25 protein-coding genes, 3 pseudogenes and 1 riboswitch are annotated in these 25,267 nt (G+C 51.3%); of the genes and pseudogenes, 24 read left to right on the plus strand and 4 right to left on the minus strand.

Going from position 1 to position 25,267, the window contains the following annotated elements; all coding sequences use genetic code 11:
- Positions 1-197 precede the first annotated feature (197 nt).
- From HGBM_RS11350 to HGBM_RS27270, 11 genes and pseudogenes are all read left to right on the plus strand, one after another.
- The gene (locus tag HGBM_RS11350; protein ID WP_019121224.1) at positions 198-1,151 is read left to right on the plus strand and encodes an ABC transporter permease; all 954 of its coding nucleotides are present in this window, start codon (positions 198-200) and stop codon (positions 1,149-1,151) included.
- Complete coding sequence (locus HGBM_RS11355) at positions 1,141-2,091, plus strand: iron chelate uptake ABC transporter family permease subunit (protein WP_019121225.1); 951 nt, start codon at positions 1,141-1,143, stop codon at positions 2,089-2,091. Before HGBM_RS11350 ends, HGBM_RS11355 begins: the two co-directional genes overlap by 11 nt.
- Positions 2,085-2,843, plus strand: coding sequence for an iron ABC transporter ATP-binding protein (locus HGBM_RS11360; protein ID WP_019121226.1), 759 nt, complete (start codon positions 2,085-2,087; stop codon positions 2,841-2,843). Before HGBM_RS11355 ends, HGBM_RS11360 begins: the two co-directional genes overlap by 7 nt.
- 40 nt (positions 2,844-2,883) lie before the next feature.
- The gene (locus HGBM_RS11365) at positions 2,884-3,837 is read left to right on the plus strand and encodes a siderophore ABC transporter substrate-binding protein (protein ID WP_019121227.1); all 954 of its coding nucleotides are present in this window, start codon (positions 2,884-2,886) and stop codon (positions 3,835-3,837) included.
- Between the two features lie 108 nt (positions 3,838-3,945).
- A complete protein-coding gene (locus HGBM_RS11370) occupies positions 3,946-5,526 on the plus strand; it encodes an ATP-binding protein (protein ID WP_245552949.1) in 1,581 nt (526 codons plus the stop codon).
- Between the two features lie 205 nt (positions 5,527-5,731).
- A riboswitch (cyclic di-GMP riboswitch) is annotated at positions 5,732-5,819 on the plus strand.
- 130 nt (positions 5,820-5,949) lie between these two features.
- Positions 5,950-6,645 (plus strand): EAL domain-containing protein, encoded by a 696-nt coding sequence (locus HGBM_RS11375; RefSeq protein ID WP_245552951.1) that lies wholly within the window; start codon positions 5,950-5,952, stop codon positions 6,643-6,645.
- A 26-nt stretch (positions 6,646-6,671) separates the two neighbouring features.
- Complete coding sequence (locus HGBM_RS11380) at positions 6,672-7,121, plus strand: chemotaxis protein CheX (protein ID WP_019121230.1); 450 nt, start codon at positions 6,672-6,674, stop codon at positions 7,119-7,121.
- Positions 7,122-7,256: 135 nt separating this feature from the next.
- Complete coding sequence (locus tag HGBM_RS11385) at positions 7,257-7,895, plus strand: GntR family transcriptional regulator (protein ID WP_019121231.1); 639 nt, start codon at positions 7,257-7,259, stop codon at positions 7,893-7,895.
- 17 nt (positions 7,896-7,912) lie between these two features.
- Positions 7,913-8,680, plus strand: a pseudogene (locus HGBM_RS27255) (MFS transporter); the annotation flags it as partial.
- Positions 8,681-9,216: 536 nt separating this feature from the next.
- Positions 9,217-9,710: pseudogene (locus HGBM_RS31650) on the plus strand (transposase).
- A 400-nt stretch (positions 9,711-10,110) separates the two neighbouring features.
- Positions 10,111-10,650 (plus strand): annotated as a pseudogene (locus HGBM_RS27270) (MFS transporter); the annotation flags it as partial.
- 19 nt (positions 10,651-10,669) lie between these two features.
- Here the strand turns inward: HGBM_RS27270 and HGBM_RS32480 are convergent.
- Positions 10,670-10,957 carry a winged helix-turn-helix domain-containing protein gene (locus tag HGBM_RS32480; protein WP_390620969.1) on the minus strand — a complete coding sequence of 96 codons (288 nt, stop codon included), beginning with the start codon at positions 10,955-10,957 and terminating at the stop codon, positions 10,670-10,672.
- On the opposite strand from HGBM_RS32480, the gene HGBM_RS31660 reads away from it, so the two are divergent.
- Positions 10,886-11,089: a hypothetical protein gene (locus HGBM_RS31660; RefSeq protein ID WP_019121235.1), complete on the plus strand. Its 204-nt coding sequence runs from the start codon at positions 10,886-10,888 to the stop codon at positions 11,087-11,089. The genes HGBM_RS32480 and HGBM_RS31660 overlap by 72 nt on opposite strands.
- Before the next feature lie 150 nt (positions 11,090-11,239).
- Here HGBM_RS31660 and HGBM_RS29540 read toward each other — a convergent pair whose 3' ends face one another.
- Complete coding sequence (locus tag HGBM_RS29540; RefSeq protein WP_019121236.1) at positions 11,240-11,410, minus strand: response regulator; 171 nt, start codon at positions 11,408-11,410, stop codon at positions 11,240-11,242.
- On the minus strand, positions 11,385-11,951 hold the full coding sequence (locus tag HGBM_RS11425; RefSeq protein ID WP_019121237.1) for a ferric reductase-like transmembrane domain-containing protein: 567 nt from the start codon (positions 11,949-11,951) through the stop codon (positions 11,385-11,387). Before HGBM_RS11425 ends, HGBM_RS29540 begins: the two co-directional genes overlap by 26 nt.
- 390 nt (positions 11,952-12,341) lie before the next feature.
- Between HGBM_RS11425 and HGBM_RS11435 the strand changes: the two genes are divergently transcribed.
- From HGBM_RS11435 to deoC, 7 genes are read left to right on the plus strand one after another with little or no spacing between them, the layout of a single operon-like run.
- Positions 12,342-13,349, plus strand: a complete 1,008-nt coding sequence (locus tag HGBM_RS11435; protein WP_019121239.1) for a LacI family DNA-binding transcriptional regulator — start codon at positions 12,342-12,344, stop codon at positions 13,347-13,349.
- A 52-nt stretch (positions 13,350-13,401) separates the two neighbouring features.
- A complete protein-coding gene (gene rbsD, locus HGBM_RS11440) occupies positions 13,402-13,800 on the plus strand; it encodes a D-ribose pyranase (protein ID WP_019121240.1) in 399 nt (132 codons plus the stop codon).
- 39 nt (positions 13,801-13,839) lie between these two features.
- Entirely contained in the window at positions 13,840-15,333 is a 1,494-nt protein-coding gene (locus HGBM_RS11445; RefSeq protein WP_019121241.1) for a sugar ABC transporter ATP-binding protein, read from the plus strand.
- Complete coding sequence (locus HGBM_RS11450) at positions 15,314-16,276, plus strand: ABC transporter permease (RefSeq protein ID WP_035286890.1); 963 nt, start codon at positions 15,314-15,316, stop codon at positions 16,274-16,276. Before HGBM_RS11445 ends, HGBM_RS11450 begins: the two co-directional genes overlap by 20 nt.
- Before the next feature lie 20 nt (positions 16,277-16,296).
- Entirely contained in the window at positions 16,297-17,274 is a 978-nt protein-coding gene (locus HGBM_RS11455; RefSeq protein ID WP_019121243.1) for a substrate-binding domain-containing protein, read from the plus strand.
- 16 nt (positions 17,275-17,290) lie between these two features.
- Entirely contained in the window at positions 17,291-18,217 is a 927-nt protein-coding gene (gene rbsK / locus HGBM_RS11460) for a ribokinase (protein WP_019121244.1), read from the plus strand.
- 25 nt (positions 18,218-18,242) lie between these two features.
- Positions 18,243-18,929, plus strand: coding sequence for a deoxyribose-phosphate aldolase (gene deoC, locus HGBM_RS11465; RefSeq protein WP_019121245.1), 687 nt, complete (start codon positions 18,243-18,245; stop codon positions 18,927-18,929).
- A 61-nt stretch (positions 18,930-18,990) separates the two neighbouring features.
- Here the strand turns inward: deoC and HGBM_RS11470 are convergent, their stop codons facing one another.
- Positions 18,991-19,968 carry an aromatic ring-hydroxylating dioxygenase subunit alpha gene (locus HGBM_RS11470; protein WP_026074340.1) on the minus strand — a complete coding sequence of 326 codons (978 nt, stop codon included), beginning with the start codon at positions 19,966-19,968 and terminating at the stop codon, positions 18,991-18,993.
- Positions 19,969-20,194: 226 nt separating this feature from the next.
- Here HGBM_RS11470 and HGBM_RS11475 point away from each other — a divergent pair, with 226 nt between their 5' ends.
- The 5 genes from HGBM_RS11475 to HGBM_RS11495 all read left to right on the plus strand — a co-directional run bounded on the left by HGBM_RS11475 (position 20,195) and on the right by HGBM_RS11495 (position 25,156).
- Positions 20,195-21,514 carry a uracil-xanthine permease family protein gene (locus HGBM_RS11475; protein ID WP_019121247.1) on the plus strand — a complete coding sequence of 440 codons (1,320 nt, stop codon included), beginning with the start codon at positions 20,195-20,197 and terminating at the stop codon, positions 21,512-21,514.
- A gap of 121 nt (positions 21,515-21,635) precedes the next feature.
- Positions 21,636-22,232, plus strand: coding sequence for a TetR/AcrR family transcriptional regulator (locus HGBM_RS11480; protein ID WP_019121248.1), 597 nt, complete (start codon positions 21,636-21,638; stop codon positions 22,230-22,232).
- Positions 22,233-22,281: 49 nt separating this feature from the next.
- Positions 22,282-22,854, plus strand: coding sequence for a hypothetical protein (locus tag HGBM_RS11485; protein WP_019121249.1), 573 nt, complete (start codon positions 22,282-22,284; stop codon positions 22,852-22,854).
- 79 nt (positions 22,855-22,933) lie between these two features.
- Positions 22,934-23,590 (plus strand): HlyD family secretion protein, encoded by a 657-nt coding sequence (locus HGBM_RS11490; RefSeq protein WP_019121250.1) that lies wholly within the window; start codon positions 22,934-22,936, stop codon positions 23,588-23,590.
- Between the two features lie 12 nt (positions 23,591-23,602).
- A complete protein-coding gene (locus HGBM_RS11495; RefSeq protein ID WP_019121251.1) occupies positions 23,603-25,156 on the plus strand; it encodes a DHA2 family efflux MFS transporter permease subunit in 1,554 nt (517 codons plus the stop codon).
- Positions 25,157-25,267 lie beyond the last annotated feature (111 nt).

Raw genomic sequence — 25,267 nt, forward strand, 5'->3', positions numbered from 1 at the left:
CCCTTACAACAGGCGTGAGGGCAGTTTCTTTTGGTTCCGTATCGGTGAGACAGTCATTACAGTGATCTGCTGTAATGACTGTTTTTATTTTTTTTGCACATTTTCTTATCTGCATATTATTGACAATGCATATGGGCTATTGTAAACTAATCGCGAAGTTAATTGATAATGAATATCATTATTAAATAGGGAGAGCCATGAAAAGAAGGTTTCTGTTGCTTGCACTCATCATCTTGTCCCTCGCTTCCATTTTTATTGGAGTCAAGGATATTACGCCCTTGGACCTGTTCCATCTGTCTGAAGACAAAGCCCAAATCCTGTTGGTCAGCAGGCTGCCGCGGCTGATCAGCATCATCATTGCCGGGGTCAGCATGAGTGTATGCGGATTGATCATGCAGCAGCTCAGCAGGAACAAGTTTGTATCACCGACTACCGCCGGCACGCTGGATTCTGCCCGGTTGGGCATTCTGGTTTCCCTGATGGCATTCGCTACGGCCAGTCCCTTCCTGAAGATGCTTGTCGCCTTTGTCTTTGCACTGCTCGGCACGTTTCTGTTTATGAAAATTCTCGAGAGGATCAAGTTCAGGGATACGATCTTCATCCCGCTGGTGGGGCTGATGTTCGGCAACATCATCAGTTCGATATCGACGTTTTTCGCCTACAAGTACGATTTGATTCAAAACATGTCGGCTTGGCTGCAGGGGGATTTTTCCCTGATCATGAAGGGCAGGTACGAACTGCTGTATGTGAGCATTCCTTTTTTGGTCCTGGCGTATCTATTTGCCAACAAATTTACCGTCGCGGGGATGGGCGAGGAGTTTTCCAAGAATCTGGGCCTGAACTACAAGCAGGTGGTCCGGATCGGCTTGATCATCGTGGCACTCGTCACTTCCTCTGTCGTACTGACAGTCGGGACGATTCCATTTTTGGGTCTGATTATTCCGAACATCGTCTCCATCTACCAGGGAGACCATTTGAAAAAAAGCTTGCCTCACACGGCGCTGCTCGGGGCTGTCTTCATCCTGTTTTGTGACATCCTCGGCCGGATCATTCTCTATCCGTACGAGATATCCATCAGCCTTACCGTCGGCGTGATTGGAAGTGGTATCTTTGTTTATTTACTGATGAGGAGAAGGGCACATGGGGTATAAGGCAAAGACGTGGTTCCTCGCTGTCATCGCCGTGATATTGATAGCCGTCTTTTTGTTCATAAGCATTGGAAGCAGTTGGGACTACATACTGCCGAGAAGGGCTGCCAAGGTGTTTGCGATACTCTTGACCGGGGGATCGATCGCATTTGCGACGACCGTTTTCCAGACGATTACGAACAATCGCATCCTCACCCCCAGTATTTTGGGCCTGGATTCCCTGTACTTGATGATTCAGACGATTGTCGTGTTTCTGTTTGGTTCCAAGACCCTGACGATGGGCAGCAGCAATCTCAACTTTGTCGTTTCGGTCGGTTTGATGATCCTGTTTTCGGGAGTGTTGTACAAAGTCATCTTTAAGCGGGAGCAGCAAAACATTTACTTTCTGCTGTTAATCGGTTTGATTTTCGGCACACTCTTTCAAAGCATGGCAACATTTATGCAGGTGCTGATCGATCCAAACGAGTTTCAAATCGTCCAGGACAAGATGTTTGCCAGTTTTAACAATATCAAGACAGACCTGCTCGGGATTGCCGGCATCTCCGTCCTGCTCGTCTCTGCCTACTTTCGCAAGTTTATCAAGTATCTGGATGTGCTTTCCCTGGGCCGAGAGCAGGCGATCAACCTCGGGGTCGATTACGATTACGTCGTAAAACGGCTGCTGATCGTCGTCGCGATCCTGATCTCCGTTTCGACAGCGCTGGTCGGGCCGATTACGTTTCTGGGGCTGCTGGTCGTCAATGTCACGTATGAATTTTTCAAAACCTACCGGCATCAGTATCTGCTTCCGGGTTCCATTCTGGTCAGCATCGTCGCTTTGGTCGGAGGCCAGCTGATTGTTGAAAGGGTCTTTACCTTCGCCACAACCTTAAGCGTGATCATCAATTTCTGCGGCGGAGGCTACTTTCTATACCTTTTGTTAAAGGAGAACAAATCGTGGTAGAAGCAAAACATGTTTCCAAGCTGTACGCAGGCAAAAAGGTGATCGACGATGTGACCGTGACCATCGGAAAAGGCAAGATAACCTCCTTTATCGGGCCAAACGGAGCAGGCAAAAGCACCTTGCTGTCGATGATCAGCCGTCTGATCTCCAAGGATGCAGGGCATATATACATAGACGGAAAGGAGCTGGGCCAGTGGAAAAGCGGCGACCTCGCGAAAAAAATCTCCATCCTGAAGCAGTCCAACCACATCAGCCTGCGGTTGACGGTCAGAGAACTGGTTTCCTTTGGGCGCTTTCCTTATTCGCAAGGCAAGCTTTCAAAAGAAGATGGGAGGTATGTGGAGGAAGCGATTCGGTACATGGAGCTGGAGGAGATGCAGCACAAGTACCTCGACCAGCTGAGCGGCGGCCAAAGACAGAGGGCCTACATCGCCATGGTCATCGCCCAAAATACAGAGTACATCCTGCTCGACGAGCCGTTAAACAACCTGGACATGAAGCACTCTGTGCAAATCATGAAGATCTTGAAGCGGCTGGTGGATGAGCTTGGAAAAACCATCGTGATCGTCATCCACGACATCAATTTTGCCTCCTGCTATTCGGACACGATCGTTGCGCTAAAAGCAGGCAAAATCGTCCGGGAAGGCACTCCGGACGAGATGATGGATCCTGTGGTGCTGCGGGAAATTTACGAGATGGAGATGAAAATCGAGACGGTGGATAACCATAAAATTTGCATTTATTTTTCCTGAATCATGGCTTCAATCAAAAAACTGATAAGAGGTGGATAAAATGAAACAAGTACTTCTATTTTTCACGATCGCATTGGCGGCTGTCTTTGCGGCTGCGTGCGGTTCCAACAGTTCCAATACCGCTGCAGTGCAGGACACGGATGCAAACCAGGCGGGCGAAGAGCTGACGATCAAGCATGAGCTGGGGGAGACGCAAGTTAAGAAAAACCCATCCAAAGTGGTTGTGTTTGACTTCGGCACGCTCGATTCCCTGGATAAGCTGGGGATTGAAGTGGCGGCATTGCCAAAAAGCAGCATTCCTCCCTATCTGGAGAAGTACAAGGATGACAAATACGTAAACGTAGGCAGCCTGAAAGAGCCGGATTTTGAAAAAATTCATGAGCTGCAGCCCGATTTGATCATGATCTCGGGAAGACAGTCCGACCTGTACGATGAGTTTAAGAAGATTGGACCTACGATTTATCTGGGTGTTGATACATCGCGTTATATGGAGTCATTTGCCGAGAACGCGAGAACATTGGGGAAGATTTTCGACAAAGAAGCCGCTGTCGAGGAAGAACTGGCGAAAGTGAATGAATCGATCAAGCAACTGCACGAAAAGGTATCGGCAAGCAAACAGAACGCTCTGATCATCCTGGCCAATGACGGAAAAGTCAGCGCCTATGGAGCGGGTTCCCGCTTCGGAATTATCCACGATGTATTCGGCTTCACGCCTGTTGATGACAAGATAGAGGTGTCGACTCACGGGCAGAGCATCTCTTTTGAATACATCGTCGAAAAAGACCCGGATTATCTGTTTGTCATCGACCGGGGCACAGTGGTAGGCGGCACATCGTCGGCAAAAAATGTTGTGGAAAACGAGTTGGTCAAAAACACGAAAGCGTTTAAAAACAACCATATTGTCTACCTTGATCCGAATTACTGGTACCTTTCCGGCGGAGGACTTGCTTCCGTAGCGGACATGGTTAAGGAAGTAGCAGACAGCATCAGGTAGAGAATGTTAAAAAAGGCACCTTGGGTGTCTTTTTTGCTGTTAAATGATGTTAAAATTATAGGGGGAATTATCTATATTTATTCTGAAAGCGCGAAGGGGGAAAGCGGATTGCACTTCAAGGATCATAAAGACTCTGACTCTGCCGTGAAGAAGGGCACCCATCTGGGGCAGCTTGCGTCAGTAGGGCAAATCGCTGCTGGAATTGCACATGAGGTAAAAAATCCCTTAACAGCCGTCAAAGGTTTTTTACAATTACTAAAAGAGGACTATAAGGATTCGTATTTGGAAATTGCCCAAGCGCAATTGCAGAATGCTCTCCTGACGCTGGAAAATTTACTGCATGTCGCCAAGCCCGACTTGGAAACGGAACCCGATCAAACCGTTAATTTGTCCGTAGAATTGGAGTCCCTCATCAACCTCTTTCAAGATCAGATTTACCGCGTAGAGATTACAAAGGACTTTTCCGATACGGAAGCCTTGGTGTACGGAAAAAAGAATCAACTGAAAAAAGCATTTTTCAATCTCTTAAAGAATTCATTTGAGGCAATACCAGAACAGGGCTCGATAACGATTGAACATTTTGTCAAAGACGGGAATGTAACCGTTTCGATCCAGGACACGGGAGTCGGCATTCCCGAAGACAAGCTGTCTATGCTGGGAACCCCGTTCTTCTCGACGAAAGTGGATGGAACAGGGATGGGATTAACCCAGGTGTTCTCGGTTATCTATCAGCATGGAGGGGAGATCCAGGTCTACAGCAAAGAAGGAGAAGGGACGAAGTTTGTCATCACGATTCCCAAGGAATCCAAAAAGATAACACGTAGAGTGATGGATTTGGACTTGCATTTTGAGAAGGGTCTCAACCTGAAAGGGTTTCTTATCAGGAACCGGGAGAACTTTGAGGAGCGCCTGCTTGCGGAAGCAGTCAATGTCAGGGGAAAAATAGACGAGATTCAGCGGACTGGAAACGTCAACCTGCTGGACAACGCCCACAAGCTTGTGCACTACATAGTTGATGCCCAAGAACACGAAGTGATTTCCTTTGCGCAAGAGGAAGGGATCTCATGGGCCAAATACTCGCTAACCCTGGCTTTTAAGCTGGAGTGGATCCAAACAATCCGAAGAGTACTCTGGGAATTCCTGTACAATTACGATCGCCTGTGTGATAGGGAGAATAGCCGCGAACATTTTTACTCACTGGAAAAAAGCATTAATGAATTGATCGATCAATTCCTTCATTATTTCTTTATCAGTTATTCGCAGTACAAAGATGAATTGATCCGCAAGCAAAGGGAGACCGTGCGGAACTTATCTGTGCCGATCATCCCGCTGACTGCCTCGATGTGCATTCTTCCCCTGATTGGGACGATCGATTTGCAGCGAGCTGCTGAAATCGGGGAGAAAGTGATTACCCAGATAGGTGCAAATCGAATCGAAGTGTTGATCATTGATTTTTCCGGTGCTGGTGAAATCGAAACCCAGGTCCTCAAACATTTGATGAATCTCTTGGATGGCGTAGCCATGATGGGATGTCAAGCGGTTATCACGGGATTGCGCCCGGAAACGGTGAAATTGATGATCAGTCAGGGCTTGTCATTTGAAAACAAGGCAGTGACCAAAGGCACGCTGCAACAGGCATTAGTGGAATACCTAACCTTACAAAAGAAAAATGACGCTTCACTTGTATGAATGATTCCTTGAATAGTGGCTGCCGTCCGGTTATGGCGGGTTTTTGATCACTCGCTATAACTTTTTTTTGTCAATTTATGAGCAAATCGCGAATAATAGGCACTAAGAACCAGGAAATATGTAACTTCATGTTGAATGGTGTCAAAATTTGTGCTACATTTTGCATTGAACAAAACTCACATGATAATTCAAAAGTCACAGCATATTCCGATACGGGCAAACTCATCGAAAGGTGGGGACGCAAAGCCATGGGTCTGTGGTTCTGACTGAACTATGATCGCCAGGTTGCCGAAGAATGGCTTTTCATCATGGCTATTCTTATTTGAATAGCCATTTTATTATGCATCGGGGGTTCTAGACAAAAAGGCAGTCAAAGGAGGGATAAAAATGTCTCAGTGTGAAACAAATGAGAAAGTCAACGAATTGATCCAAAAAAAACAATACTATCATTCCTATCAGCCGCTTTTCAGGTTTAGCGATTGGGAACTGTTTGGTTATGAAGCATTCTTCCGTTGTGAATCTTTCACCCCAGAAGCTCTCTTCACAAGCCCGTTGGAACAAGACTTGATGTTCGAATTAGATACGGTATCCATATATGAAGCCATTATGTCCTATGCCCGATCGATGACTTCTGCGCCCAAAAACCTGTTTGTGAATATTCTGCCCTCAACACTACTCCACCCATCGCTGCCGTCTTTCTTGGAAAAGTTGTATGCCACAAACTCCGTTCCCAGTAGATACATCGTATTTGAAATCAATGAAGCGGAAGAAATAGCCGACTATAGGGCTTTCGGCGAAGCGATCAGCCGTTTGCGCCGGGCGGGATTCCGGATTGCTCTCGATGACGTCGGAAAAGGAGTCGCCTCTTTGCGAAGAATCGTGGAAGTAGAACCGGACTATATCAAATTGGATCGATATTTTGCAACCAATTTGTCCAGATCACCGAAAAAACAAAGATTGATTCAGCTGCTCGTGACGTATTGCCAGGACCATACATATCTGATTTTGGAAGGTATAGAGACACCTGAAGATCTGGCTGCAGCCAAGGTGCTGGGTGTCGACATAGGACAGGGCTATGTTTTGGGCAAGCCTGCAGCCTTGCAGCAAGGGAATTCATAGATCAGCCTAGAGAAGGAGTGGTATTCATGACCGGTTCGGTTGTCATCACCGATTTTTTAAATGGATCGATTCAAGCGGCAACGACCGTTATTCCCCTTTCCAATACGTTAGGAATACCTGTACGGGTGACAGTCCCGATTCTGCAGCCTGAGATGGGCGTGCTGATCGGGGTCACGGGAGCCGTCCAGGGCAGCCTGATTCTGGAGGGAAAGGCGAGTACGTTTGGCTTTCTTGGAAAGACGATGTTTGGCTTTGACCTGGAAAGCGAGATGCTCCGTTCTTTTGTCGGCGAATTCGGCAACATGATCGCAGGGAATATGTCTACGTTCTTGTCCCAGCGAAATCTTTTCGTTGACATTACCCCTCCGGTCGTCATGGATAAGGAGACGAGCTTGGCCGGCTATAGTGAGACGCTCAGAGTGCCGATCGACATCCAAGAAGCCGGTGCTATCAATATGATTCTGCTGCTCAAATAAAACCGGGCAGGGGCAGCAGCCGCAAAGCAACCACAAGGAAGTGGTTGTTTTTTTTCGTAAGCGAAGGATTACTTGATTGAATTTTCAGCATCATATATAATATATGAAATTTATCGAGAATGGAGGTGCTTTTATGTGAAGCCTCTGGTATCTCCAAAATCTCTCAAGCTGCAAACCTACCATGTTTTAAAGGAGGCAATCATCAGCGGGGAACTGAAGGACAATGAAATGATCACGGAAAAAAAGGCGATGGAACTGTTCGGCATCAGCCGCACTCCTTTTCGCGAGGCAATTCAAGCGCTGGAAGCAGAGGGATGGGTCTTCTCCCTGCCTTATAAGGGTACGTACGTCAGCTCATTTTACGAGAGGGATATCGAAGAGGTGTTTGAACTTCGCGCAGTGCTTGAAACCGCGGTCGCCAGAAAGGTGGCAGGGCGTCTGGATCAACAGGCGTATGCGGCATTGGAGGAAATCATCTGCCAGATGACGACGGATGCGAAGGTACAGAATGATTACGCGTTTACCTCGCTGGATTTTGAGTTTCATCGGGCATTGAACAGGCTGGCCGATAACAAGCGCCTGCTGTCGATGACCGAACAGATTTACGACGTGATGCGGCGAATCGGCATGCGTGTTCTGCAAAGGCCGATTCAGCGCAGGGAGGAGGTGATTCGCGAGCACAGGAGGATTTTGGACGGGCTTAAAAACGGAGATGCGGAAGCAGCCGTTATCGAGCACTTGGAGCGAGTGAAGCAGATTATTCTGAGCAGGTAGTGGAGGAGTGGATCAAGATGAGTCGAAATTATCGTTACATCATCATGGGAATGATCGTCTTTATGACGGTGGTCAATTACGTAGACCGCGGGGCGATCTCCTATGCCCAGGAAGCGATCATTAAAGAATTCGGGCTCGATCCCAAGACCTGGGGAGAAATCCTCGGCTACTTTGGGTACGGTTACATGTTTGGCGCTTTGTTTGGCGGATTCCTGGCCGATAAAAAAGGTCCCAAGTACGTATGGATCCTGGCAGGCACCGCTTGGTCGATAGCGGAAATGGCAACCGCTTTCGCCGGTCAGATCGGGATTGCCGTCTTTGGCGGATCTGCCATTGCAGGTTTTGCCGTGTTCCGGGTGTTATTCGGCTTGGCAGAAGGGCCGGCCTTTTCGACGATCAACCGCACAATGGCGAACTGGGCGTCACCGAAGGAGCGGGGCTTTGCCGCAGCCCTCGGACTCTTGGGCACTCCGCTGGGGGCCTTGTTGACGGCGCCGGTAGCAGTCGCATTGCTGTCTTTTACGAGCTGGAAAATGATGTTTATTATCCTCGGCCTGATCGGACTTGTATGGGTGATTGTCTGGAGAAAGATGTTTACCGATCTGCCGGAACACCATCCCAAAGTGAGTCCGGAAGAGCTGGCGGAAATTCGTTCGACGAAGGGCCTGCTGTCGGGGGAAGGCACCGTATCTGCTCCTGCGGATGAAAAAATCCCCTGGTATCACTTCTTTAAAAATCCGACATTGGTACTGAATGCGCTTGGTTATTTTTCTTTCCAATATGTCACTAGCGTCGCATGAATATTTTCCCATTATTCATAGTTCCTGCAATGTTCGGTATTTATATGGTCACGTCATAAAAAAATCCTTTACACTGGGAAAGGTCAGGTAGTTCCCGTCCAAATCCAACGCAAAGGAAATCTTATGGACAAGAATACCCTATTTTCTTCATTTGGTAAATGGGTTGCACCCATCAATATTGTGAACTTTCAGCAACGAATTGACGAAACGGATCAAGACAAATACGCGAAAAAGTTGACAACAAAAGCGTACCTTCTCCTGTTTTTACATGCTCAACTTCCACAATGAGTAGGACTTCGAGCCATTGCCGACGATGTTTTTATCGGTGGAATTTCAGCGGGAGTTAGGGCTGTCATCCATTAGTTCAGCACAACTTAGCCGTAAAAATAATGCAGTAGTTCCTGCTTTGCTTGAAGAGATTTTTCTTGATCTTGTCAGACAAATATCACCGACTCTCCGGCAACACCTATTCCGATCGAACACCCATCAAAATCATCGATTCAACGACCATCGGGTTATGTTTGAAAACGTACAAATGGGCCGATTTCCGAAAAACCAAGACAGGAATCAAGATCCATCCTCGCCTCATCTTTGCCAACCACCGGGATGTATGCCCTGAAAAAATCACCATAACGACCGCCAAGTCCAACGACCGTACGCAAATGGAGTCGCTCATTGATGAAATCGGAGCGATGTACGTCTTTGATCGAGGGTATGTGACGAAAAGTTTGATGAGTATACGGACACAGGCATCTTTTTCGCTTCTCGTTTGAAAGAGAACACCCAAGTCCGTCATCTGCACGCTTTCAAAGTCCCTCCCGAAAGCGCAGTTTTGTCAGATTCCATGATTCTTTTGGGAACGCCACAAAAACGGGTCGATAACGTACTGCAATTGATTGAGACGCTTGATTCAAAAGGAAATCGGATTCGAATCATTACCAATCGATTCGATTTGAAAGCAGAAGAACTCAGTGACATCTATCGTTGGCGATGGCAAATTGAACTGTTTTTTTAGTGGATCAAACAGCATGTCAAGATAAAGAAGTTTTACGGAACGAGTGACAATGTGGTACACAACCAAGTCTTTCTTGCTCTGATTACCTACTGCTTGCTTCTCCTTGTAAAACTGGAAAAGAAAAGTACGCATAGCCTGTTGCAGATCAGTAGATGGCTCAAAGTGTTTCTCTGGCAAACGTTTGAAGAAAGGATTACCAGTCCAAACGAACATCCAGAGGCCGACAGAGAAGGAATTAGGTCTTGGTTGTCGGTGTCTCCTTTGTTATAAATGCATAAAACTACCAAATGGACAGTAGCTACCTTTTGCTTGGATGCTGTCGCTTTTGGTTTCGGAGTTGGAATTTTGGTTCTGAATACTCTGATAAGTATTGGGCTTATTTTTTATGAAACGCTAGTGCCAATATGTGAATTTCCTGTTGCTGACGTGGACGCCCAAGTACTTGCAGGATACGTTTGACTTCAAGTTGTCTTCCCTCTGGTATCTGGGGATGATCCCCTGGATCGGCGCCTGCATCACCGTGCTGCTTGGCGGGCGCATCTCTGACGCCTTGAGAAGAAAGACCGGAAGTCTGCGGATTGCCCGGTCAGGGCTCGCGGTTGTCTCGCTGTTTTTTACGGCTGTCTGTTTTATGTTCATCCCGGCCATGAGCAGCGTAACGGGTGTCCTGTTGTTGATGGCGGTTGGCAATGCCTTCAACTTCGTGCCAAATACCGTGTACTGGACGGTGATTATCGATACGGAGCCCTCCAAGGCGGGAACATTTGGCGGAGTGACCCATTTTTTCACCAACATCGCGACCATCGTGGCCCCGACTCTGACAGGGGTATTGGTAAAAGGATACGGCTATTCAGCCATGTTTACAGCGGCAGCGGTCGCCGCCTGTATCGGGATGGTAGCCATGGCTTTTGTCAAACCCGGACTGCGGGTTCAGCAATAACCAAATCTGTGACGACTGTTTAGGAGGTAACCATGGATGTTTTGACTTTATCCCAATCGATTCGGGAGAAAAAACTCTCTCCTGTGGAAGTTGTCCGGCAGATGCTGGCGGACGTCCAAAAACAAAATCCGCTGTACAACGCGTATGTCACCGTATGTGAAGAGGAGGCGCTTCCGCCGCTGCCCGGGCGGAGGAGGAGATCGCCAGAGGATACGTCAGGGACCTGATCCAAGATTTGATCGCGGGAAAGAACCATCCCGGCATGGCGCAGCAAAAAGACCAGAAGCTGAAATTCTTTTTTGGTCAACGAAATCGGGGTATCCTGTCGGATGACTTCATGGGTTTTTGCATTCACCTGCAAATCGCCAAGGGTAAGGATTTCTTCCTGAAAAACAGTCTTGTTGTTCCGGCGGCCCTAGGCATTGATCCGGGCGAATAATTCTTCGAACGCAAACGGCTTGACCAGGTAATCGTCTGCTCAGCTGTTTAGACCAAGGACCCGATCGGATACCGAATCGCGCGCGGTTAACATCAGAATAGGGGTGGGATCTTTCCTTTTCCTTATTTCTTGGCAAATCTCGATACCGCTCTAGTGGGGCATCATCCAATCCAAAATGTAGAGGTCATACCGACTTTTTTGCAAGTACTCATGGACAAGCGCAGTGTCAGAGACCCAATCTACGGTATGATACTCCCGGTTAAGCTTGTAGTGAAGCAGAGAACCCAATTTGGTATCATCCTCGATTAGCAAGATGTGCAATGTTTTGCTTCCTCCTGAAACAGATTCGAATGACCGACAGCAGAACTATTATGCCAGAGGTGCAGATGTACATCAAATAGATCGGAAAACGCTTCGTATCCGTTCCTGCGCCCATGCCGTGCGCCAAGGCGGCGATAAAGGCAGGATAGGAACAGAAATGGATCGCGCGCCACACATTTTTTTTCAGTTTCGTTCTGATGTCGGTGGTGAAGGTGATGATCAGCATGCCGTACAGGGCGAGTGTGCCGAGGCCGTTCCACAGCGGTTCGTTCCTGGAAGCGAAGGGGATCAGAATCTCCTTCCAGGAAAATGGCATATGCAAGTCAATGACCAGAAGCATGGCGTGGAAAATACCGCAAAATACGCCGGCAACCGTTGCGGACGAATGATATTTGTAAAGCGCAGCTTTTGTCTTCCCTTTCCAAAATGGCATGCTGTAAAGAATGCCGAGACAGATTCCTGTGAACAGCAGGAGGTACGATACCATTCCCAATACGCGAATCGTTTGCCATATCGGCCATGTTGAAATGAGTTCAACCATGATTTACAGGTCCTTTCCATCAGTGGATGTCAGTATGAAAAAAGTCAACCATTGTATGGTTCCAGCGCTCTTCAAACCTCTGCTTGCTCCCCACAAAATGAACGTCTCCATTACTGCTGACAAACAAGACATCACAGCGGGTCATTTGTGTTCACTCCAGTCAGAAAAAGATAGTTTCATCTTAAACAGCTTTCATGAAAAAACGATGAAAAGCTGAAAGGGGAAAATAAATGTAAGCGTTTAGATTGATTTTGATACAAGTTTGTGATAATTTAAAATACAAGGAAAAAGAAAGCGCTTTTACCGCGGATTTCTGTTTGGAATAGCAGGGTGATAGGCGTTTTTTACCAGAATTAATCTAAACGTTTACATTTTTGGAGCTGATACCTGTTGTCTAAACCGACGATTGAAGATGTAGCAAAGCGGGCCAATGTCTCGACAGCCACTGTCTCCCGGGTGATCAACCGGCAGGGGGGCGTAAGGGAAAAAACGAAAGCCCGCATCCTGGCAGCCATCGAAGAACTGAACTACATTCCCAACGCCGTCGCGAGAAGCATGGTGAAAAAAACGACGAACACGATCGGCATCATCATCCCGGACCTAAACAACCCGTTCTTTCCCCTGGTCGTCTCGGGGATCGAACAGAAGGCCAGAGAGAAAGGGTATTTCACCATCTTGTGCAACACCAACGAATCGGCTGAGACCGAAACAGAGCTCCTGAAGATCCTGATGGAGCGGAGCGTTGACGGATTGATTATCACTACTGCCGACGAGCAGGGCGATCACCTGCAGGCGGTGATCGACGCGAAGATTCCGATCGTGGCCGTCGACCGGTCGATCAAACGGTTCGAAGTAGACACCGTGCTGGTCGGCAATATCGACGGGGCCTATCAGGCGACTCGCCACCTGATCCTGCAAGGGCACCAAAAAATCGCGATTATCTGCGGCCCGCAAAATACCACGCCGGGTTACGAGCGGTTTGTCGGTTACAGGCGGGCGCTCGAAGAATACGGCCTGCCGCTGGTTCCGGAGTACATTCTGGAAGGGGATTTCAGGGAAGAGAGCGGCACGCGTCTGACAAAAGAGCTGCACAGCCTTGCCGAGAGGCCGACAGCCATTTTCTCGTCAAACAACCTGATGACGATCGGCTGCGTCAAGGCGCTGATGGAGCTCCGCTGGAAGATAGGGGAAGAAGTCGCTTTTATCGGGTTTGACGACGTCGATATCGCCACGTTCATCAACCCGCCGCTCACTGTGGTATCAAGGCCGATGCGCAAGCTGGGGGAGGTAGCTTTCGAGATCCTCCACGAACGGATGGCAGAAGGATTGGATGGGGCAAAGCGCCATTACGTGCTTTCTCCCGAACTGAACATACGCCAATCGTGCAGATTGAAATAAAATCTGCATAGTCAAAAATCTAAACGTTTACATTTTGGAGGTTGAAATCGACATGAAAAAAGGCGGCATTCTCAATCCAGCAGTTAACAAATTGATCGCGGAAACCGGACACACGGATTACATCGTTGTCACCGATGCCGGACTGCCTCTGCCGGAAAACGTCCGCACCCGGATTGATTTGGCTTTAAAGGAAGGCACCCCGGGTTTTTTGGAGACGCTGGACACGATTTTGACGGAATTGACGGTAGAGAAGATTATCCTTGCCGAGGAGATCAAAACAGTCAGCCCGCAGATGAATGAGGAAATTTTGCGGAGATTTCCCGGCATTCCTGTGGAGTATGTGCCGCATGCGGAATTTAAGCAAACGACCAAGCAGGCGCGCGGGTTTATCCGCAGCGGAGAGTTTACGCCTTATGCCAACGTGATATTGGTCGCCGGCGTCGCTTATTAAGCCGCTTGAGCGAGGTCAGACGGGGAAGGGGGATACAACTTGGATACGATCGCTTTAAAGATGGAAGGAATCTGCAAGCACTTCCCGGGGGTCAAGGCGCTGGACCGGGTCGACATCGAAGTGAGAAAAGGCGAGATTCTCGCGCTCCTGGGCGAAAACGGGGCAGGCAAGTCGACGCTGATGAAAGTGTTGGCCGGCGTCCATCAGCCTGACGCAGGCAGCATCTACATCAATGGCAGCAAGGCGGTGATTCAGGGGCCCCGTTCATCGCAAGCGCTGGGCATCAGCATTATCTATCAGGAGTTTAACCTGGTGCCCAACCTCAGCGTAGCGGAAAACATCTTCCTTGGGCGGGAGCCGCGCAGAGTGAGGGGCGTGATCGACTGGAAGCGGCTTCATCAGCAGGCGCAAGCGGTGATGGAGCGGGTCGGCTTAAAACATGTTTCGCCCAAAACACTGGTGAGCGAGCTCGGCATCGCGGAGCAGCAGCTGGTCGAGATTGCCAAAGCGATTTCTTACGCTTCCGAGATCATCATCATGGACGAGCCGACTGCCGTGTTGAACGGGGAGGATGCCAAGCAGCTCTTGCGGATCATGTTGGAGCTGAAAAAGCAAGGCATGGCGATCATCTTCATCACACACAGGCTGGAAGAAGTGGAGCAGATCGCCGACCGGATATCCGTGCTCCGCGACGGCAAGTACATCGGCAGCGCCAATGCCGGAGAAGTCACCAGGGACGATATCGTCAAGATGATGGTGGGACGGGATATTACCGATCTGTACCCGGAAAGAAACGAAAAGCTGGGCCAGCCCGTGCTGACGGTGGAACATCTCACGGTCAAAGGGGAATTGCACGACATCAATCTGACGGTTCGCGAAGGCGAGATTCTCGGGATTGGCGGGTTGATGGGCTCTGGCAGCACTCAGCTCTCCAAAGCGCTGTTCGGACTGTACCCGAATATGCAAGGGACGATTACCGTAAACGGGCAAACCCGCATCAGATCTCCGCGCGAGGCGATCGATGCAGGGATCGCACTGGTCTCGGACGACCGCAAAGGGGAAGGGCTCGTCCTGATCATGTCGGTGTTCGAGAACCTGCTTTTGCCGAGCTATCGGCGGATTTCCGCCGGAGGGACTTTGATGCAGAGAGCCAAACAGACCTCCATCGTCGAAAAATGGGTCGACCTGCTGAAAATCAAGGTGCACGATCCCGCGGTTGAGGCAGGGACGCTAAGCGGCGGCAACCAGCAAAAAGTGGTGCTGGGCAAATGGCTGCAGATGAACCCCAAGGTGCTGATCCTCAACGAGCCGACGAGGGGGATCGACGTCGGTGCCAAGGCAGAGATATACCAGCTAATGAAAACCCTTACAGAACAAGGGTTGGCCATCGTTATGATCTCTTCCGAAATGCCGGAACTGCTGGGGATGAGCCACCGGATCGCCGTGATGCACGAAGGCAGGATCACGGGTGAAATGCCGATTCAGGAAGCGACACAAGAAAAAATATTCCTTTATGCAACAGGGGGAAAATAAGGTGACAAAAGGACTGGCACTCGTAAATAAATACCGCGTTTTGATCATATTCGCAGCCTTGTGCCTGGCAGCCGGCATTCTGTCCGACTCCTTTCTGACGGTTAACAATCTGTTGAATGTGGTGCGCCAGGTCTCGATCACGGCGATTATTGCGGCGGGCATGACACTGATCATCCTGATCGCCGGGATCGATCTGTCAGTCGGTTCCGTTCTCGCCTTCACCGGGGCGATCGCTGCCGGTATGATAACAGCCAACCTGCCGCTCGTCGTCGTGCTTCCGGTAACCTTGCTCATCGGGCTGCTGTTTGGCCTCATCAATGGGCTTTTTGTCACCAGGTGGGGGATTCCTTCCTTCATCACCACCCTGGCTCTGATGGTCATCGCCAGGGGAATGACGCTGGTCTATACCAAGGGATACCCGGTGGTGGTGAGCAATGACGCTTTTCGCTTTATCGGAAACGGCAAAATTGCCGGCGTGCCGCTGCCGATCATCATCATGCTTGCGGTGTTTGCGCTGATGTACTGGGTGCTCCGCTGCACGAGCTTCGGCCGCTATATCTACGCGATCGGGGGCAATGAAGAAGCGGCGCGGCTGTCGGGGATTCCGGTCAATACGATCAAGCTGGCTGTCTTCGGGATCGGCGGTCTGCTCTCCGCCCTGTCGGCGATTATCTACACATCCAGGCTGATGTCGGCACAGCCTACAGCCGGAACGGGTATCGAGCTGGATGCGATTGCCGCCGTAATCATCGGGGGGACGAGTCTGGCCGGGGGGAGAGGTGGAATTGTCGGTACGCTGTTCGGGGCGTTAATCATGGGGATTCTCGACAATGTTCTGAATCTAATGAACGTTTCCCCGTTTTACCAGAGCATCGCCAAGGGTTTGGTAATCTTGCTGGCCGTACTGGTTGACAGCAAGTTTTCCAAAATAAAAACAAGATAGAAATATAAGGAGGATTCATCATGAAAAAAGGTTTGTTTTCGGCCATCACCCTCGTTTTGTCGGCGGCGCTGTTCCTTGCGGGATGCGGCGGCAGCGGCAGCGGCGATACCCAGCAGAAGGGGGGAGAGTCGGCACAGCCGCCGGCAGAGAAGAAGCTGAAAGTGGGCTTGTCGATGAACACGCTGAACAACCCGTTCTTCGTAGCGGTAAAAGAGGGCGCAGAAGCCCAGGCGAAGGACTTGGGCTACGAACTGGTCGTGACGGATGCGCAGAACAACCCCGGCCAGCAGTTGGCCGATGTGGAAAACCTGCTGCAGCAAAAGCTGGACATCTTAATCGTCGACCCGGCGGACAGCGACGCCATCGCGGAAGCGGTGAAGAAAGCGAATGACGAGAACATCCCGGTGTTTACGATCGATCGCCAATCGAACGGCGGAGAAGTCATCACCCATATCGGGTTTGACGCGATCAAGTCGGGCAACATCGCTGGTGATTTCATCGCCGAGGCGCTGAACGGCAAGGGCAAAGTGGTGGAGATTCAAGGCATCATGGGGACCAACGTAGCCCGTGACCGCAGCAAAGGATTTAATGAAGCGATCGCCAAGCACCCCGACATCAAAATCGTCGCCCAGCAGGCAGCTGATTTTGACCGCGGAAAAGCGATGAGCGTGATGGAGAACATCCTGCAGGCCAATCCGGAAATCGACGCTGTCTACGCTGCCAACGATGAGATGGCCCTTGGCGCACTGGCTGCGATCGAAGCGGCCGGACGGCTGGATAAGATCACGCTGATCGGCTGCGACGCCGTCGACCCTGCGCTCGATGCCATCCGTTCCGGCAAAATGGAGGCGACGATCGCAGAGCCTCCGTACTTCCTGGGAAAAGAAGCGATCAAAACGGCAGAAAAAATTTCCAAAGGAGAGACAGTAGAGAAGTCGGTCATTCTGGACTCCACATTGGTAACCAAGGAAAACATCGACCAGGTCAAAACGAGATAGCTTGGAGGGAAGTAAAGTGAGTCAGGGACACATTACCGTCGTGGGGAGTTACGTCGTGGATCTGATGAGCCGCACCCCGCATATGCCGAAGCCGGGTGAAACCGTCCTGGGCGGCCCATTCCGCATGGGTCCCGGAGGAAAGGGCGGGAACCAGGCGGTCGCTGCATCCAGACAAGGCTCACAGGTCTTTATGGTCACAAAAGTAGGCGAAGATCAATTCGGCAAGGATGCGCTGCAGAATTTTACCCGTGAACGGATCGATACTTCTTACGTGTTTATTGATCGCGAGGAGGCGACCGGGGTTGCGCTGATCGCCGTGGACGATCAGAGCGAGAACATGATTGTCGTCGCCTTGGGCGCATGCGGCAGACTGACATCCGCAGATGTGGAACAGGCGGAAGAGACGATTCGCAACTCTGCCGTGGTGCTCGTCCAGCTGGAGACCAGCCTTGAGGCGGTAAAGAAGACGCTGGAGCTCGCCCAGAAACACGGCGTGCCCGTTATTATGAATCCGGCCCCTTACCAGAAGATCTCCAAGGAGCTGCTGCAAAAAGTGACCTATCTTACGCCCAACGAGACGGAAGCCTCTCTCTTGACGGGAATCGAAGTAACGGATGAGGAATCCGCCTGCCTGGCAGCCAAAGTACTGTATCAGTGGGGAGTGCCGCAAGTCATCATCACGCTCGGGAAAAAGGGCTGTTACTACTACAATGGCAGAAACACAGGAACGCTCTACCCCGGTTTCCAAGTGGACGCGGTCGATACGACCGGCGCCGGCGACGCATTTAACGGCGGGCTGGCCCATGCGTTGGCAGAAGGCCAGAGCATCAGCGAGGCGATACGCTGCGCCAATGCGGTGGCAGCACTGTCCGTCACCAAACCGGGAACAGCCCCGTCGATGCCGACCAAAGCGGAAGTAACCCGTTTTCTCCAGCAGCGCTAATGCTTTCGAGAGGAGAGAAAAACCTGTGCAAACATCATTTGCAAATATCATCGACCACACCCTGCTCAAACCAAACGCAACCGATCCACAAATCCTGCAGCTTTGTACCGAGGCAAAGGAATACCGCTTTGCATCCGTCTGCATCAATCCCTGCTTCGTTCCGCTGGCAGCCCGGGCCTTGCAGGGCACAGATGTCAAGGTTTGTACCGTAATCGGCTTCCCGCTGGGAGCGTCCACGACGGAGGCAAAGCTTTTTGAAGCAAAAGACGCCGTCGCCAATGGAGCAGATGAGCTCGATTACGTGGTCAACCTGAGTGACGTGCTCTGCGGCAGATACGATCTGGTGAGACGAGAGATGGAACGACTCGTTCAGTTGCGCTCAGAGGTCGGGAAGCCGCTGGTGATCAAGATCATTTTGGAGACATGCTATCTGAACGAGACGCAGATTGTGGAGGTTTGCAAACTGGCGAAGGAGACTGGTCTCGATTTTGTAAAGACATCGACCGGTTTCGGCACGGCTGGTGCCACGGCAGAGCACGTCCGGATCATGCGCGAGACGGTAGGCACGGACGTCGGCGTAAAGGCGTCGGGCGGCATTCGCAGCTACGAAGATTGCGCCGCCATGATTGGCGCCGGGGCCAACCGGATCGGAGCCAGTGCCAGCGTGGCGATCGTGACTGGAGCCAAGACAGCCGATTCATCCGGATATTGACTGGACGACTTGAAAAACCCTCGAATCAGGCGAAATGCCGCGGTTCGAGGGTTTTTTGGCGTCATGCGGTGCCCAGCTTGACACCCAGTTCAGCCAGGTACTTGCGGTAGGCGATGCTGACGCGGTCGATTTTCAGCGACAGTTCTGCTTGCAGATCGAGCGGCAGGTGTTCCGGCTTCTGGTTTTCCACGATCGGCTTGTCCTGCGCGAAGATCATGTCCTGGAATTGAATGATTTCCTCGTCGGTCGTTCCCGTGTCGTAGTTGAATGAGAGGATGCCGTAGGCGACAGAATGCCCCTCTTCCACCGGGCGGACGGTCAGCAGAATCGACATCCGCTGGTCGGTTTCCCGATCCCGCTTGGTAAAGCGGACCGTCAGCGGCCGCAAGATTTCATAGGTGTAGTAGACGTACTTGGCCTGGCCCGAACCGTCGGGGTCAGGTTGGAAAATGGCGATTTCATCGGAACGGATGCCTGATTCGTCCAGGTGGACGCGGTAATCGCCGATTTCCTGATGCGTGGAAGTCCCGAGGTAGCCTTCGTGGACAACGGCGAGGTGACCGACGTCGAGGAAGTTCTCCACAATGCGCGGCGGATTGGCGTTGACCTCCTGCGGGCCCCAGACGACATTGCGGTAACCGGGCTGGAAGAATTCCGGGTATGGCAGCAGCTCGGGCTCGTTGCCGGCGAGGTTTACCCAGATAAAACCGTACTGTTCCATGCAGCTGTAGGAGATGGCCCGCGCTTTGGCCGGAATGGCTTGATCAGCCGGGAGCTGCGGGATTTTTACGCAGCTGCCGGAAGCGTCGTATTCCCAGCCGTGATACGGGCAGACGAGGTGGCCGTCGCGAACGCACCCGAGCGACAGCGCGGCACCGCGGTGGATGCACAGGTCCTTGAATGCACGGATTCCGTCAGTGCTTCTGTACAAGACAATCCTCTCTCCCATGATGGTTACCTGCAGCGGTTTGTCCGCTACGTCAATGGAGCGGCAGGCGACGATCCAATCGCGGCTAAGCACGGCATCGAGCGTGTTCATATCGGGCATTCCCTTCTTCTCTTAGTGATGTCGTTACTATTGTAAGCAAGACTGCGGAGTGGAGTCAATAAAATACGAACATTTTCTTTTTTTATATAAAAAATGTACGTGAATTCACTAGGCAATTCGACATTTATCGACTATAATGATGCCTATCCAAATCATTAACGGAAAAATAGGTTCCTATCAACTATCCGTGACAACAAAACAGGGGAGGAAGAAACCAGTGGAACAGACGCGTCAGGGCGTTCGTCTGGTCGTCGGCGTCGACGACAAAATCGGATTCGGGAAGGCGTTCTTGCTTGGCCTTCAACATGTACTGGCGATGGATTTGTACATCGCGCCTATCATTATTGCGGGACTTTTAGCCCTCGACAAGGGGAATACGTCATTCTTCATCCAAATGTGCTTCCTGGGCACCGGCATCGCTACCCTGATCCAAACGGGTTTCGGCATGCGGCTGCCGGTGGTGCAGGGTCCATCCTACGTGCCGATCGGGGCGATCGCCGCGATTGGCGGAAAACTGGGGCTGGGCGCGGTCACCGGGGCGTTGATTCCCGGCGCACTGCTCATCGCCCTGCTCGGCTATCCGCTCAGGCTGTTTGCCAAGGCGGTGCGAAAGATCATTCCTCCACTGGTCGGCGGTACGGTGATCATCATCGTCGGCATCGCCTTAATGCCGATTGGCATGGGCAACATCTACAACGCTCCCGGCAGCATCGGCGTGAACTGCCTGGTCGCGGCGGTTTCGGCGGCAGTACTCGTCATCTGCATCTTGCTCGGAAAAAAAGCGCAGGGTGCCGGCACCTTTTTCCGGCTCATCTCCGTGATCATCGCCATCGTTGTCGGAACGGTTACCGCATCGTTTTTCGGCACGGTGGATTTTTCGCGGGTGCAGGAGGCGGCGTGGCTGTCTCTGCCAAAGCTGTTGCCGTACGGTGCACCAGTGTTCGATTGGAGCGCGGTGCTGACGATGGCGTTCGTCTACCTGATCATCTTGATCGAGACGACCGGGACCTGGTTCGTCGTCTCCAGTGTCACGGGCAGCGAATTGTCTGAACAACGTCTGAACCGCGCTGCAGCGGGCGAGGGCATCGGCTGCTTTTTCGCCGCTCTCTTCGGCGGGACACCGATGACAGGCTATTCCTCAAACGCCGGACTGATTGCCGTGACCGGTGTCGGGAGCCGCATGGCGATTATGACAGCGGGCGGCATTCTGGTCGCACTCGGACTGGTTCCCAAACTGTCTGCCGCGATTACGTGCATCCCCGAACCGGTGATCAACGGGATCTTTGGAATCGTCTGCGTAGCGATTATTACGAACGGCATGAAGGTGATCCAACCGATCACGATTGACGAGCGAAACATGATGGTGATCGGTATCCCGGTGCTGCTTACCATCGCGGTAACGGTGCTTCCGAAAGACGTGCTGCAGGGTCTGCCTGACTTCGCCAGCTACATTTTGTCCTCGGGCATTACCGTTGGCGCCTTGGGCGCGGTGCTGCTCAATTTGCTGATTCCGGCGGAAAGACATAAGGTGCAGTGAAGGAAAAAGAATCGTCGCTAGTTTTGCCCGCAGCGGCGATTCTTTTATTTTTTTCTTTACAAACCGACCGCCGGTTTGTAAACTATTTTCATGACAAGTCAACAAGCAAAGGAGAAGCGATATGACTCAATCTTTCCATACCAATCCCAGTTTTCAACTGCTGCTGGCGACGACAGAAGAAATTATTCGCGAACGGGGCTGCAGTCAGACTACACTGCAGGAGATTATCAAGCGGACCGGGCTCTCCAAGGGCGCGATTTACCACTACGTGCAGAGCAAGGATGAACTGTTTGCCCTGGTCTTGCAATCCAAGCTGGAACAGGTGAACGAAAATTTTGCCCTGCAAGTTAGCAAGAGCGCGAGAGGAGATCTGCAAACTCCGCTGCGAGCGATCATCAAGGGTTTTTCTCAGATGATGAGAGCGGAGGGCAACGTAGCACTGCAGATTTTTGTCTACTTGCTCAGCCAGAAAGAAAAACCGGAGATTGCCGAGATTCTTCGCCGCTTTTACGAGTTTAGCGTGACATTGCAGACGAAGTGGATTGAGACCGGACAGCAGGGCGGTGCGATCTCCAAGGCGTTAGACGCACGAAAAACCGCGCAGTATCTGGTAGCCCACATGTTTGGCTCGGGAATCCTCGGAATCATCCAGCAGGGCGAAAGACCTCTCGACGAGGAAGACATCCTGCAAATCTTGATGCGCATTCTGCGCGATTAATCGATTTTTTTGATTTGTATCTTATATCTTACCAAGGAGTGGGCCGTCTATGAACATGTTGTTTTGGATTGTCCTTGATTTGATTCCGTTTTTTGTCGCCTTTCAACTACACCCGCCGGTTGTCGGCTTTTCCGTCGGACTGCTGCTTACTTTAGCGATCCGCTTGTTCCAAAAAAGGCGATTTGGCGAGGTAAATACGATCATTAAAGTGAAGACCTGGTATTTTTTCTGCAGCCTGGCCATCGCCATCCTCTTTCCGGACGTCCGTTTGTTTGACTTTACCCAATTGTTCGTTTACGGCATCTTAACCTTGACGACGATTCTTTCCTTGCTTGTCAAAAAGCCGTTTACCTTGCAGTACGCCAAAAAGACGGTCGCCCCACAGTTTCATGATCAACCGCTATTCGTTTCCACCAACTATTGGCTTACGGCGGCATGGGCGCTTTCGTTTGGCCTGTCATTTGCCTTCGCCGTGCTGTATACGCTGAATGTCATCCCGGGAGAAATCGGGATTATGCTGGTTCATACCTGGAACATTCTCGGCTTTGCCGTTACTTTTTTGGTTCGTTTCCTCGGCCGTCAATACTACCTCAAACAAAAAGGCAGCAAAACGGGAGCGTAGCAAGACCGGGTCGCTCCTTACTTATTATCCATATCTATACCGACGGTCGGTTTGGAAAAAGAAAGGATGGTATTGCAGGATGGATAAAAACCGGGGGAAGCTTCTCCTTCTCGTTATGGTCATCATACTGGTGTTTGCCGGGACAGCTGGTTATTACGGCTACCAGAATTACTATTACGTAAAGACGGAAGACGCCATTGTTACAGGGGATATTTACAAGATTGCCCCGAAAGTCGCCGGCAAGATCAAACGGCTATTGTTTGACGAAGGCAGCCAGGTGCAAGCAAACCAGGTCGTCGCCGAACAAGAAGAGTCGACGCTGGCTGCCGGGGGAGTGCTGGAGCATCTGCTGATCCGTTCTCCGATCAGCGGCGTCATCCTGCAGCGGACAGCAAAAGCGGGAGAAGTGGTCGGCGCCGGCAGCACGGTGGCGCTGGTCGTTGACAAAACCCAATTGTACGTGCAGGCAAATGTGGAAGAGACAGAGGCCCGGCTGGTCAAGGAGGGGCAGCTGGTCGATATCACCCTCGACATGTATCCGGGCAGGAGGTTTCAAGGCAAGGTAATCAAGCTCGGGGAGGCCGCCCAATCTGCTTTTTCGCTCTTGCCGCCCGTCAATGCCGGAGGCAACTTTACCAAGGTGACACAGCGAATTCCGGTGAAGATCGGTTTTTTTGACGAAACGGTTGATCTTCGTCCCGGAATCAATGCCGCCGTTGCCATTCACGTGAGATGAGGGGGTGAGCAGATGAACCCGCAGAAAAATTTTTGGCCCGGCGTCTTTGCGATTGTCCTCGGCACGTTCATGGCCGTCCTCGATACGAGCATCGTCAATGTGGCGATTCCGGAGATGATGAGCGTATTCGGGGTTTCTGCCGACGAGATTCAGTGGGTGATCACTGCGTATACCCTGGCGATGGCAGCGATTATTCCGCTCTCCGGGTACGCCAGCACGCGTTTCGGGCTAAAAAAGAGCTACCTCGCCAGCCTCTTCCTGTTCACGCTGGGATCGTGCTTCTGCGGATTCGCCTGGAGCAGCGGCACCATGGTGGCGTCCCGGATCATTCAAGCCGTCGGCGGCGGGTTGATGATGACGATCGGCCAGTCGATGATTCAGTATGTCGTACCGCGGGAAAAAATCGGTCCAGCCATGGGCGTGTTCGGCATCTCCGTTTTTGTCGCCCCGGCGATCGGCCCTGTCCTAAGCGGCTATTTCGTACAGTATCTGGATTGGCGGTTGATTTTCACCGTGAATATTCCGTTTGGGCTGCTGGCGATGCTGTTGGTTTGGCACTTTTTGCAGGAGAGCGAGCCGAAAAAGGACCACCCGTTTGATCTGTTCGGCTTTCTCTTTTCCGCAGTCATGCTGGTAGCCCTGCTGCTGGCTTGCACCAAAGGAGAGGAGTGGGGCTGGGACTCGTTCCCCATCGTCTCGCTGTTTTTGACGGCGCTTGCAGCCGGAGTCTTGTTTGTGGTCTGGGAGCTCTCCACAGAGCACCCGCTGGTGGATGTGCGTCTGTTTCTCATTCGTGATTTTTCCTTGGGCTTGCTGGTCAACAGCCTGCTGATGGCAGGGAACTTTGGCCTGATCTACCTGCTGCCGATCTATTCGGAGAACATGCTGGGCCACTCCGCGATGGAAACGGGCCTTTTGCTTCTCCCGCAGGCGATCGCTTCCGGAGTGATCACTCCTCTGTGCGGCTTCCTGGCTTTCAAAACCGGACTGAAACCGTTGATATTCACAGGGATTCTCTTCTGCGCCATTTCCGGTCTGTGGATTGCTGCTGTCGATCTCAATACCGACTACACTCATCTGCAATGGCTGCTCACTTTGCGGGGGATCGGTCTGGGACTTTGCCTGATGACGTCGATGCAAATACCGCTGATATGCATTTCCGATCAGAATCGGGTTCCCGCCGCCTCGGTCATAACCAATGTCTGCCGGCAGGTGGCTACCTCGGTGGGAATCGCAGCCCTGATCAGCCTGTTTTCCCATCGCAGCGTCCAGCATGCGGCCCATTTGGCGGAGAGTGTCACAGCCACAGGGCCGATCCATACGGAAGTCATCCGGCAGTGGGAGCAGTTGTTTTTGAGCCAGGGCTTCTCAGCGCAGGATGCCGCTATTTTGGCTGTACAAATGGTCAGTCAGCTGGTGAAAAAATACGCCTCTATACACGCCCTGCAGGACAGCTTGTTGGCGGTAGCGGTCGTCCTGTTTGCGGCTCTCGGGGCTACCCTGTTGGTGAAAGAGAGAAAACTGGCGCCCGGCTCCCGATATGAACAGACGATGCCGGCAGAATAATTTGCGCGCTTACCGCCAATAATTGAAAAACGAGATATGAAAAATGGAACAAAAGGAGCGGTTGGCTCTTCTTGTTCCATTTGATATTGTGAAAAAATAGGTAAAAGTTCG

Origin of the sequence: Brevibacillus massiliensis (genome assembly GCF_000311785.1) — a bacterium.
GTDB classification, from domain to species: domain Bacteria; phylum Bacillota; class Bacilli; order Brevibacillales; family Brevibacillaceae; genus Brevibacillus_C; species Brevibacillus_C massiliensis.